At 73.7% G+C, this 11304-nt stretch carries 11 protein-coding genes; 10 read left to right on the top strand and 1 reads right to left on the bottom strand.

Translation table 11 applies throughout. The annotated features are described in order from the left end of the window. Positions 1–46 precede the first annotated feature (46 nt). The 10 genes from CLV52_RS06905 (at position 47) to CLV52_RS06945 (ending at position 10338) form a co-directional block, all read left to right on the top strand. Entirely contained in the window at positions 47–487 is a 441-nt protein-coding gene (locus CLV52_RS06905) for a GNAT family N-acetyltransferase (protein ID WP_133765496.1), read from the top strand. A 58-nt stretch (positions 488–545) separates the two neighbouring features. Further along, a complete protein-coding gene (locus tag CLV52_RS06910) occupies positions 546–842 on the top strand; it encodes a putative quinol monooxygenase (protein WP_133765497.1) in 297 nt (98 codons plus the stop codon). Positions 843–923: 81 nt separating this feature from the next. Beyond that, positions 924–2924: an aldo/keto reductase gene (locus tag CLV52_RS06915; protein WP_246017993.1), complete on the top strand. Its 2001-nt coding sequence runs from the start codon at positions 924–926 to the stop codon at positions 2922–2924. Beyond that, positions 2903–3877: a LacI family DNA-binding transcriptional regulator gene (locus tag CLV52_RS18875; RefSeq protein ID WP_246017994.1), complete on the top strand. Its 975-nt coding sequence runs from the start codon at positions 2903–2905 to the stop codon at positions 3875–3877. The genes CLV52_RS06915 and CLV52_RS18875 overlap by 22 nt, the downstream gene beginning before the upstream one ends. 10 nt (positions 3878–3887) lie before the next feature. Beyond that, positions 3888–4913, top strand: coding sequence for a TIGR03617 family F420-dependent LLM class oxidoreductase (locus CLV52_RS06920; protein ID WP_162850740.1), 1026 nt, complete (start codon positions 3888–3890; stop codon positions 4911–4913). Positions 4914–4980: 67 nt separating this feature from the next. Beyond that, a complete protein-coding gene (locus CLV52_RS06925; protein ID WP_133765499.1) occupies positions 4981–6774 on the top strand; it encodes a DEAD/DEAH box helicase in 1794 nt (597 codons plus the stop codon). Then, positions 6774–7208 carry a hypothetical protein gene (locus CLV52_RS06930; RefSeq protein ID WP_133765500.1) on the top strand — a complete coding sequence of 145 codons (435 nt, stop codon included), beginning with the start codon at positions 6774–6776 and terminating at the stop codon, positions 7206–7208. The genes CLV52_RS06925 and CLV52_RS06930 overlap by 1 nt, the downstream gene beginning before the upstream one ends. 137 nt (positions 7209–7345) lie before the next feature. Beyond that, complete coding sequence (locus CLV52_RS06935) at positions 7346–8623, top strand: acyltransferase family protein (RefSeq protein ID WP_133765501.1); 1278 nt, start codon at positions 7346–7348, stop codon at positions 8621–8623. A 144-nt stretch (positions 8624–8767) separates the two neighbouring features. Beyond that, the gene (locus CLV52_RS06940; RefSeq protein WP_246017995.1) at positions 8768–9769 is read left to right on the top strand and encodes a TerC family protein; all 1002 of its coding nucleotides are present in this window, start codon (positions 8768–8770) and stop codon (positions 9767–9769) included. Positions 9770–9858: 89 nt separating this feature from the next. Next, the gene (locus CLV52_RS06945; RefSeq protein WP_133765502.1) at positions 9859–10338 is read left to right on the top strand and encodes a hypothetical protein; all 480 of its coding nucleotides are present in this window, start codon (positions 9859–9861) and stop codon (positions 10336–10338) included. A 1-nt stretch (position 10339) separates the two neighbouring features. Here the strand turns inward: CLV52_RS06945 and CLV52_RS06950 are convergent, their stop codons facing one another. Beyond that, a complete protein-coding gene (locus CLV52_RS06950; protein WP_162850741.1) occupies positions 10340–11260 on the bottom strand; it encodes an arginase family protein in 921 nt (306 codons plus the stop codon). Positions 11261–11304: the final 44 nt, after the last annotated feature.

An 11304-nucleotide genomic window follows, 5' to 3' on the forward strand; every position in this document is an offset into this window, starting at 1 on the left:
CGATCTGCAGCGGAAGGCCCCGCGAGCGCGCCGCTAGCGTCGATCCATGACGAGCATCGCGCCGATCGCGGCGGCCGACCGGGACGAGTGGCTGCCGCTGTGGCGGGCCTACCTCGTGTTCTACGAGTCGACGCTGCCGGACGAGGTGACCGACGACGTGTTCGCCCGCCTCGTCGAGGGGCGTGAGCTGCACGGCGCGATCGCGCGCGACGACGCGGGTGCCGCGGTCGGCCTCGTGCACTGGCTTCTCCACCCGTCGACCTGGACGACGACCTCCTACTGCTATCTGGAGGACCTCTTCGTCGCGCCGGGCGCCCGGGGCGGCGGCACGGGACGGGCGCTGGTCGCGCACGTGCGCGATCAGGCGGAGGCGGCCGGGGCGGCGAAGGTCTACTGGCTGACGCAGCAGGGCAACGCCACGGCGCGCGCGCTCTACGACCGCGTCGCGACCTCCACGGGGTTCGTCCACTACGAGATCGAGCTCTGAGGAGGAGCGGAGGCGTGCCCGCCTAGCATCGGCGCACGTTCGACGAGAGGACCCCGCCATGGCCGTCACCGCGCTGCTCGACCTGCACCTGAAGGCCGACCGGGTCCAGGACGGCCCCGCCGTCCTCGACGCGATCCTGCGGGACACGCGCGCGTTCGAGGGCAGCGAGGGGATCGAGGTCCTCGTCGACGTCGCCGACCCCGCGCACCTCACGGTCGTCGAGCACTGGACGTCGATGGAGCGGGACGAGGCGTACCGTGCCTGGCGCGCGACGCCCGAGGGCGCCTCCGGCCTCGGCGAGGTCCTGGCCGCGCCGCCCGTGCTCACGCGCTACGAGACGGGCTCGACGCTCTAGCCGCACCGCTCGACGGGGCCGGTCGTCCCGCCTAGGCTCGGACCGTGCGTGAACGTTCACGCGCGGAGCGGGAGGACGACGATGTCAACGACGGGCAGCACCACGACCGGATGGGCCGTCCTCGGCCCGGGCGGCATTGCGAGGACCTTCCTGAAGGACCTCCACGCGAGCTCCGGCGCGATCGTCTCGGTCGGCAGCAGCGACCCGGAGCGGGCCGCCGTCTTCGCCCGCGAGGCCGAGGAGCACGGCTACCCGGACGTGAGCTCGGGCACCTACGCGGAGGCGCTCGCCGACCCGCGCGTCGACGCCGTCTACGTCGCGACCGTCCACCCCGGGCACGCCGAGCTCGTGCTCGCCGCCATCGCGGCCGGCAAGGCCGTCCTCTGCGAGAAGCCGCTCTCGGTCAACCACGGCACCGCGATGGTCCTCGTCGACGCCGCGCGCCAGGCGCGCGTGCCGCTCGTCGAGGCGTTCGTGTACCGCTTCCACCCGCAGACCGAGGCGCTCGTGGAGCTCATCCGCGACGGCGCGATCGGCGAGGTCCGCCACATCGACGCGTCGTTCGCGTTCCGCTCCCCGAAGCGCACGGGCCGGCTCTACGAGCCGAGCACCGCCGGCGGCGGCATCCTCGACGTCGGCTGCTACCCGCTCACGCTCGCCGCCCTCGTCGCGGCGACCGCCGCCGGCGTCCCCGTCACGGAGCCGACGACGCTCACCGCGTCCGGCGCCATCGGCCCGACCGGCGTCGACGAGTGGGCGGTCGCGGACCTCGTCTACCCGAGCGGCATCACGGCCACCCTGCGCACCGGCGTGCGGGTGGAGGACGTGAACGCCCTGACCGTGTACGGCTCGAAGGGCCGCGTCCACCTCCCGCTGCCCTACGCGGTCGGCGACGACCCGCGCATCGACGTGTTCGTGCACGACGCGGAGCCGAGCAGCCGCTCCTTCCCGGACCCGGCCCCCTACGCCCTCGAAGCGGAGGCGACCGCCCGCGTCCTCGCGGCGGGCGAGGTGGAGGCGCGCGAGATGACGCTCGACGAGTCCCTCGCGGCCGCCCGCACGCTCGACCGGTGGCGCGCCGCGATCGGCCTCCGCTATCCGTTCGAGGCGGAGGACGCCGACATCCCGACGGTCTCCGGGAAGCCGCTGACCGTCGCCGCGGACGCGCCGATGCGGTACGGCGAGATCCCGGGGCTCGGCAAGCGGATGTCGCGACTCGTGCTCGGCGTCGACAACCAGCCGGACCTCGCCCACGCGTCCGCGATCTTCGACCACTTCATGGAGCGCGGCGGGAACGCCTTCGACACCGCCTACATCTACGGCGACGGCGAGCTCGAGCGGCGCCTCGGCCGCTGGATCGCGAACCGCGGCGTCCGGGAGGACGTCGTCGTCATCACGAAGGGCGCGCACACCCCGTACTGCGACCCCGAGTCGCTCACGCGGCAGCTGCACGAGAGCCTCGAGCGGCAGGGCACCGGCTACGCCGACCTCTACCTGATGCACCGCGACAACCTCGAGGTGCCGGTGGGGGAGTTCGTCGACGTCCTCGACGAGCACGTCCGTGCGGGCCGCGTCCACGTGTACGGGCTGTCGAACTGGGGCACGGACCGCTTCGACGAGGCGGTGGCGTACGCGAGGGCGAACGACCGGATCGCGCCGTCCGTCCTCTCCGACCACTTCGGGCTCGCCGAGGCGTACGACGTGCCGTGGGAGGGCTGCCGTCACGTCACCGATCCGGCCTCGAAGCGGTGGCTCGAGGAGCGGCAGGTGACCCTGCTCCCGTGGTCGTCGCAGGCCCGGGGCTTCTTCGCGCGGGCGCGGCCGGACGACCGGAGCGACGCGGAGCTCGTGCGCTGCTACTACAGCGACGACAACTTCGAGCGCCTCGCCAGGGCGACGCAGCTGGGCGAGGAGCTCGGCGTGCCGGCGACGGCCGTCGCGCTCGCCTACGTGCTCGCGCAGCCGTTCCCGACGTTCCCGCTGTTCGGGCCGCGGACGATCGCGGAGGCCCGCTCGTCGATGCAGGGCCTCGACGTCGAGCTCTCGCCGGAGCAGGTCGCGTGGCTGGACCTCCGGGCCTGAACCGGGCCGGCCGGGCGACGATCCTCGACGTCGCCGCGGCCGCCGGGGTGTCGCGGCAGACGGTCACGCGGGCCATGAACGGGATGGCGGGGATCAGCGCGGCCACGAAGGAGCGGGTGCTCGCCGCGGCCGAGGCGCTCGGGTACCGCCCGTCGCGCTTCGGCCGCGGGCTCGTCCTCGGCGGTGAGCGGCAGCTCGGGCTCGTCGTCGACGACCTCCGCAACCCCTACTCGCCGGAGCTCGCCGCCGCGGTCGTCCGCGCGGCAGGGGCGCACGGCTGGACGGTGATGCTCGCCGACGTCGCGCTCGCGGCGGACGCGGACCGGTCGGTGGTCTCGCTCGGGGAGCAGACCGACGCGGTCGTCGGCTACCTCGGGGAGCGCGCCGCGGAATGGGTCGGGCTCCTCGGCTCCGTCCCCGTCGTCGAGCTCGATCCGGCCGGTCCCGTGCCGTGGGGTGCGGTCCACCTCGACCCGTCCGCGGCCGTCGAGGAGCTCGCGCAGCACCTCGTCGACGTCGGCGTGCGGCGGCCGGTCGTGCTCGACACCGCCGGCGGCCCGAGCCGCCGCGCCGTCCTGCTGCGCGCCGCGCTCGCGGCCCGCGGCGTCGACGCGGCGCTCAGCCACGCCGCGGCGAGCACGGCGGCCGCCGCGGGAGCGGTCGTGGCCGGCCTGCTCGATGCGGGGGAGCAGCCCGACGCCGTGCTCGCGTTCAACGACGTCATGGCGCTCGGCGTGCTCGCCGCCTGCCGCCGCGCCGGGCTGGACGTGCCCGGGGACGTCCGCGTGACCGGCGTCGACGGCCTGCCGCTCGGCGCGCTCCTCGCACCGACGCTCACGACGCTGGCGGTCGACTTCGCGGCCGTCGCGGAGTCGGCGCTCGAGCTCGCCGCGGACGATCCCACGGGGTCGCGCACGGTCGCCCACCACCTCCTCCTCCGCGAGTCCGCATAGCCTGCCGGTCGTGACGACGACGTTCCGGATCGATCTCGGCGGCGACCCGGGCCTCGACGCCCGGGCCCTCGCGGCCCGCGCGGTGACGGCGGAGGCGGAGGGCTACGACGGCGTCGGCGCCTCCGAGACCCGGCACGATCCGTTCCTCTCCCTCGCGCTCGCCGCGCAGGCGACCGAGCGCGTCGAGCTGCTGTCGACGATCGCCGTCGCGTTCGCGCGCAGCCCGATGACGGTCGCGCAGACCGCGCACGACCTGCAGGCGATCTCGGGCGGCCGCTTCCTGCTCGGCCTCGGCTCGCAGGTGCGGGCCCACATCGAGCGCCGCTTCTCGATGCCGTGGTCGAAGCCGGCCGCACGGATGGCGGAGTTCGTCGAGGCGGTCCGCGCGATCTGGGCGACCTGGCAGACCGGGGCGCCGCTGCGCTTCCAGGGCGAGTTCTACTCGCACACCCTGATGACGCCGTTCTTCAGCCCGCAGCCGCTCGAGGTGCCGCTGCCGCCGATCTGGATCGCGGCGGTGGGCGAGCGGATGACGGAGACCGCCGGCCGGGTGGCCGACGGGCTGCACGCGCACAGCTTCACCACGCGCGACTACCTCGTCGACGTGAGCCTGCCGGCGCTGCGCCGCGGGGCGGAGGCGGCGGGTCGCGACGCGGCGTCGGTCGGCGTCGCGCTGCCCGCGCTCGTCGCCGTGGGCGACGACGGGCCGTCGCTCGATGCGGCGATCCGGGCCACCCGGGCGCAGATCGCGTTCTACGGCAGCACCCCCGCCTACCTCCCGGTCCTCGAGGCGCACGGCTGGACCGACCTGCACGAGCGGCTGCACGCGGCCTCCCGCCGCGGCGAGTGGGACGCGATGGCCGAGCTGGTGCCCGACGACGTGCTGGCCGCCTTCGCCGCGGTCGGCTCCGCGGACGAGGTGGCGGCGACCCTCCGGTCGCGGTTCGAGGGGCTCGTGACCCGTCTCTCGTTCAGCGCGAGCTACGCGATCGCGCCGGACACCGCGGCCGCCCTGCTCCGCGGCCTCCGGGCCTAGGGCGCCCGCTCCCTGGCCCGCGGTCCAGGGCGGGCTGACAATCTCCTGATCGCGGTAGACTTCTCGGATGCCCGTTTCTGACTCGATCGAGCAGGACGTGGTCGAACCCGCTCCTGCTGCCGCCGCACCCGCCGAGCCGCAGGGGCCGTCCTTCGCGGACCTCGGCCTCGCGCCCGCCGTCCTCAAGGGGTTGAGGGACCTCGGCTACGAGACGCCCTCGGCCATCCAGGCCGCCACGATCCCCTCCCTGCTCCAAGGCCGCGACGTCGTCGGCCGCGCCCAGACCGGCACCGGCAAGACCGCCGCGTTCGCGCTGCCGATCCTGTCCCGCCTCGACCTCGCGCAGGACACCCCGCAGGCGCTCGTGCTCGCGCCGACCCGCGAGCTCGCGCTCCAGGTCTGCGAGGCGTTCGAGAGCTACGCCTCCCACATGAAGGGCGTGCGCCTCCTCCCCGTCTACGGCGGCCAGGCGTACGGGCAGCAGCTCTCCGCGCTGCGCCGCGGCGTCCACATCGTCGTCGGCACGCCCGGCCGGATCATGGACCACCTCGAGAAGGGCACCCTCGACCTCTCCGAGCTGAAGTACCTCGTGCTCGACGAGGCGGACGAGATGCTGAAGATGGGGTTCGCGGAGGACGTCGCGACGATCCTCGCCGACACCCCGGACACGAAGCAGGTCGCCCTGTTCTCGGCGACGATGCCGGCGCAGATCCGCCGCATCTCGCAGCAGTACCTGCACGATCCGGAGGAGATCACGGTCGCGACGACGACCACGACCTCCGCCACCATCCGGCAGCGCTACCTCGTGGTGTCCTACCCGCAGAAGGTGGACGCGCTCACCCGCATCCTCGAGGTGGAGAACTTCGAGGGCGTCATCGTCTTCGTCCGGACGAAGAACGAGACCGAGACGCTCGCGGAGAAGCTCCGCGCCCGCGGCTACACCGCGGCCGCGATCAGCGGCGACGTGGCGCAGGCGCAGCGCGAGCGGACCGTGAACCAGCTGAAGTCCGGGAAGCTCGACATCCTCGTCGCCACCGACGTCGCGGCCCGCGGTCTCGACGTCGAGCGGATCAGCCACGTCGTCAACTACGACCTGCCGATCGACACCGAGTCGTACGTGCACCGCATCGGCCGCACGGGGCGGGCCGGGCGCTCCGGCGAGGCGATCAGCTTCGTCACGCCGCGCGAGCGGCGCATGCTGACCTCCATCGAGCGCGCCACGCACCAGCCGGTCACGCAGATGCAGCTGCCGACCGCGGAGGACGTCAACGCGACCCGGCTGAGCCGGTTCGACGACCAGATCACGGCGGCGCTCGAGCAGCGCAGCCGCATCGACCGGTTCCGCGACATCATCGCCCACTACGTCGAGCACCACGACGTGCCCGAGGCGGACGTCGCCGCGGCGCTCGCGGTCGTGGCGCAGGGGGAGACGCCCCTGCTGCTCGATCCGAACGACGACCGGGCGCAGCCGCGTTTCGAGAAGTTCGACGTCGACCGGCCGGATCGGCCGAGCACCGCGGAGCGCCGCAGCCGCTCCGCCTCCGGGCCGCGCACGACGTACCGGCTCGAGGTCGGCCGTCGCCAGCGCGTCGAGCCGCGCCAGATCATCGGCGCGCTCGCGAACGAGGGCGGCCTCGGCCGCGAGGACTTCGGCGGCATCGACATCCGCCAGGAGTACTCGCTGATCGAGCTGCCCGTCGGCCTGTCCGACGACGTGCTCGACAAGCTGTCCGGCACCCGGATCAGCGGCAAGCTCATCGCGATGCGCCATGACGGCGGCCCGCTGCGGAAGAGCGGCGGCGAGGGCGGACCGCGCCGGAGCGGCCAGGACGGCCAGCGCCGCCCGCCCCGCCGGTACTGATGGGGCGGCGCAGGAGGGTCACGGGCCGACGATCCGGCCTCCTGCGCTCGGTCGTCACGATCGTCCTCGGCCTGTCCCGGCGGCACGAGGCGCCGCCGGCGGCGGCACCGTGGCGCGACCGCTCCCTGCCGTCGATCGACGCGCCGATGCCGGCGGTGAACCCGCTGCAGTTCGGTCGCGCGTTCCAGCTGCCGCCGTTCGGGCACGGCAACGGACTCGAGGCGGTCTTCTGGACCCCCGGGGAGCGCCTCCCCGCGGACCGGGTCGACGCGACCATGGCCGCGCTGCTCGCCGAGGGCATCGCGGCCTGGGCAGCGCCCGTTCGGCTGCCGGGGCGCGATCGGCGCGCGACGGGGCCGCACGACCTCTGGACCGCCGCGGACCGCGCCGACGACGCCCAGGACGTCGTGATGCGGGTGCTCGCGGAGCACTGACGCCGTCCGGCCGCACCCCGGATCTCCTGGGCACCGCTGTCGCTCGGGCGCAGCCGTTGGCCCCCGCCCGGCGCGACACGCTTGGAGATCGCGCACAACGATCCCCGGGATCCCTCGTCAGTGCTCGACGATGAGGCATGGCTGAAGCCCTCACCGCCGCGGACCGGCAGCGCCTCCTCGCCGGCCGCGACCTCTCGGTCGACCTCGTCCGGGTCTGCTGCGTGCTGCTCGTCGTCGTGCTGCACTCGCTGATGCTCGGGCTCACGGTCGGCCCGGCCGGCGCGATCGGCTGGAGGAACGTCGTCCAGGAGCAGCCCTGGTTCGCGGTCGCGAGCTGGTTCGGGCAGCTGATGCCGCTGTTCTTCGTCGTCGGCGGCTTCGCCTCCTGGCAGGGCTGGCGGTCGACGCAGCGGAAGGGCGGCACGGGGGCGGACTTCTTCCGTGCCCGGCTCCTGCGGCTCGGGACGCCCGCCGCGGTCTGGTTCGTCATCGTCGGCGCGGTCGTGTGGCTCGCGGGTGCCGCGGGCCTGCCGGCGGACCTCCTCGCGAACGGGCTCGGCCTGCCGCTCTGGTTCCTCGCCGCCTACCTCGTCTGCCAGGCCGCGGTGCCGCTGATGATCCGGCTGCACACCACGCATCCGGCGGCGACGTTCGCGACGCTGCTCGCGGGCGTCGTCCTGGTCGACGCCGTCCGCGGGTCGACGGGCGTGCAGACGGTCGGCCTCCTGAACCTCCTGCTCGTCTGGCCGCTCGTGCAGCAGATCGGCTTCCTGCTCGCCGACGGCACCCTGGGCCGCCTGCGCCGCCCCGCGCTGCTCGGCCTCGCGACGGTCGCCTTCGGCACGGTCGGGGTGCTCGCGTCCTCCGGCCTGTACTCGCCGGACATGCTGGACGACCTCAACCCGCCGACGCTGCCGCTCGTGCTGATCGGCGTGGGGCAGACGGCCCTGTTCGTGCTCGTGAAGCCGGCGCTCGACGGTCTCATGCGCACCCGGCCCGCGCAGGCCTTCGTGGGGATCGCGGGCACGCGGCTGATGACGGTCTACCTCTGGCACCTGCTGCTCGTCATCGCGGTCGCTGCGACGGTGCTCGCCTGGCCGTCGGTCGTCCCGGCGGTCGGCACAACCGCGTGGTGGCTGGCCCGTATCCCGGGCGACCTGTCCGTCCTCGTGGTCCTGTTCGTCCTGTCGCTCGGGCTCGCGCGCTTCGAGCGGGGTCCGAAGCGCGTCGGTCCCGTGCCCGCGACGCCGGTGCTCGTGGTCGCCGGGGTGCTCGCCGTCGTCCCGCCGTTCTGGGCGATGGAGGTCGGCCTCGACCGCGCGGCGTTCGTCTGGGGCGCGGCCGCGATGGTCGGCGCCGTCCTCCTCGCGCGGGGTCGCGTGGGACGCGGCGCGTCGGACGTGCCGACCCGATAGGGTTCGGGGCGCGAAGGGGAGTATCCCGACACCGCACCACTCGTCAGCACGATCCGCATCGTCGGCGGATCCGGGGGTGCGGCGCCCGTCAGGGCGAGGGAGAGACGTTCGAGGACACCCCCTGCCCTCGAGGAGAACCACCCCGTGACCATCGTCCCGCTGCCGTTCGAGGTCGTCTCGATCGCCGTGCTCGTCCTGATCCTCGCGGTCGACGTGTTCCTCGGCTACCGACGACCGCACGTCCCCTCCACCCGCGAGTCGACCCTCTGGGTCGTCTTCTACGTGGTGCTCGCGCTGATCTTCGCGGGGCTGCTGCTCGTGATCGACGGGCCCACCCACGCGACCGAGTTCGTGGCCGGCTGGTTGACCGAGTACTCGCTCTCGATCGACAACCTGTTCGTCTTCATCGTGATCATGACGGGCTTCGCCGTGCCGAAGGTGCGGCAGCAGGAGGTCCTGATGGTCGGGATCATCCTCGCGCTCGTCTTCCGCGGGATCTTCATCCTCATCGGCGCGCAGCTGATCGAGAACTTCAGCTGGATCTTCTACCTGTTCGGCGCGTTCCTCGTCTACACCGCGATCACGCAGGCGTTCGGCAGCGAGCACGGCGACGCGACCGACACGCGTCTGATCCGCTTCGCCAAGCGCCACCTGTCGCTGACGGACCGCTACGACGGCGGGAAGATCCGCACGACGATCGACGGCAAGCGCTACTTCACGCCGATCCTCATCGTGCTGATCTCCCTCGGCGCCACCGACCTGCTGTTCGCGCTCGACTCGATCCCCGCGATCTTCGGCATCACCGACAGCCCCTTCATCGTCTTCACCGCGAACGTGTTCGCGCTGATGGGCCTCCGCCAGCTCTTCTTCCTGCTCGGCGACCTCGTCGAGCGGCTGAAGTACCTGAAGTACGGGATCGCGTTCATCCTCGCCTTCATCGGCGTGAAGCTCGTCCTGCACGCCCTCCACGAGAACGAGCTGCCGTTCGTCAACGGCGGCGAGCACGTGCCGGTGCCGGAGATCGGCACCGGGCTCTCGCTCATCGTCATCGTGGTGTCGATGGCCGTGGCGACGGTCGCGAGCCTCGTCAGCATCAAGCGCGACCCCGACCAGAGCCTCTCGGACCTGAAGAAGCACGACGCCTGATCGCGCATTCCTCGTTTCGTAGGACGACGAGTCCTCCGAAACGGAGGATGCGGGTGCGGGGTCGGATCGGGCGCGCCTACGATCGGAGGGTGCTGGGCGGCATGTTCGGGCGGATCCGACGCGCTGCTGCGTCGCGCCGTCGGGCGCCCGAGCACCACGTGCTCGCGGTCCCGCGCGCCGCGCCCCCGCCGCCGGCGGCCCTGGTCCGGCTGCCGCGCCATCCCTCGCAGCTGCTCCGCACCGACGCGTGGCTGCCGATCACGCAGCTCGCCGACCAGCGCATCCGCGCGCACCGGGGCGATCACCTGTCGATCGGCGAGATGGTGGAGACCGTGTCGCACGAGGTGGAGGACGTCGTCGCCGCGCAGCCGCTCGAGGAGGCCTTCGTCGCCTGGCGCACCTGGGCCGCGGTGACCGGCACGCCCTGGCCGGAGGGGTTCCACGAGCACCTCGTCGGCGCGAGCGCGTCGGAGGCGGACGACGTCGAGATCGCGCTGCACGTGCAGGCGGACCTCGCCGCGCTCATGCCGCAGGTCGTCGCCGCGCGGCTCAGCGAGAACCGCGCCTGACTCAGCGCGGGTGGGCGTCGTCGCCCTCCGGCGCGAGGGCCTCGAGCACGGCGTCGGCGACGGCGTGGACGTACCGGTCGAGCTCCGCACCGTTCGGGTCGTACGTCGGATTCACCTCGGTGAGGGTCAGCGCTCGGGCCCCGGGGAGGGCGAGGAGGCCCTCGAGCACCTCCATCGCCGTCGCGAGGGGCACGCCGGTGCCGTAGTGCGGGAAGTTCGCGAGCGGCAGCTCGGCGGAGTCGACCGCGTCGACGTCGAAGTGGACGACCACCGGGGCCGCGCCGAAGGCCTCCCGCACGCGGAGCACGGCGCCGTTCGGGTGCGCGGCGAGCGAGCGGTGGTCGACGTGCAGCAGACCCGGCCGAGCCTGGAGGGCGGCGGCGTCGACCGCGTCGACGTCGTCCGGGTCGTACCCGAGCATCGCGAGGTGGCGGTCGTCGAGCAGCGGGAACCGCGACCCGAGGCGTGCGAGGGCGTCGTCCGCGATCCCGAGCAGATGCGCGATGCCGGACGCGTCGGCGATGCCGCTGCCCGGGTGCCCGGGGGAAGCGAGGTCCGCGTCGCCGTCGAGGTAGGCGAGGCGGAGGTCGCCGAGCGCGCGCTGCGCGCCCGCGACGACCCCGAGCTCGATCGTGCAGTCGCCGCCGAGGACGAGCGCGAAGCGACCGGCCGTCAGCACCCGCTCGACCTCGCCGGCCACGAGCGCCGCCACCCGCACCACCGCATCGAGGTTGCGCGGGACCCCGTTCGACGGGTCGCGACGGAAGCGCTCGCCGGCGACGTCGCCCGCATCGTGGACGACCAGGCCGCCGGCGCGCAGCCGGTCGAGCAGGCCGTGCTCCCGCAGCGCGGCGGGCGCGAGGTCCTGCCCCGCGTGGTGCGCCCCCGCGCTCGTCGGGACGCCGATGACCTCGATCTCCACGGGGCGATCCTCCACCACGTGACCCGGAGGGGACGGGGCGTCCT

The sequence above is a fragment of the Amnibacterium kyonggiense genome (assembly GCF_004364555.1).
Lineage (GTDB): Bacteria > Actinomycetota > Actinomycetes > Actinomycetales > Microbacteriaceae > Amnibacterium > Amnibacterium kyonggiense.

Bases quoted from the DNA above. Each gene is read 5' to 3' on its own strand.
- CLV52_RS06935 (WP_133765501.1), top strand. From the start codon at position 7,346: ATGGCTGAAGCCCTCACCGCCGCGGACCGGCAGCGCCTCCTCGCCGGC.
- CLV52_RS06930 (WP_133765500.1), top strand. From the start codon at position 6,774: ATGGGGCGGCGCAGGAGGGTCACGGGCCGACGATCCGGCCTCCTGCGC.
- CLV52_RS06910 (WP_133765497.1), top strand. From the start codon at position 546: ATGGCCGTCACCGCGCTGCTCGACCTGCACCTGAAGGCCGACCGGGTC.
- CLV52_RS06915 (WP_246017993.1), top strand. From the start codon at position 924: ATGTCAACGACGGGCAGCACCACGACCGGATGGGCCGTCCTCGGCCCG.
- CLV52_RS06905 (WP_133765496.1), top strand. From the start codon at position 47: ATGACGAGCATCGCGCCGATCGCGGCGGCCGACCGGGACGAGTGGCTG.
- CLV52_RS06925 (WP_133765499.1), top strand. From the start codon at position 4,981: ATGCCCGTTTCTGACTCGATCGAGCAGGACGTGGTCGAACCCGCTCCT.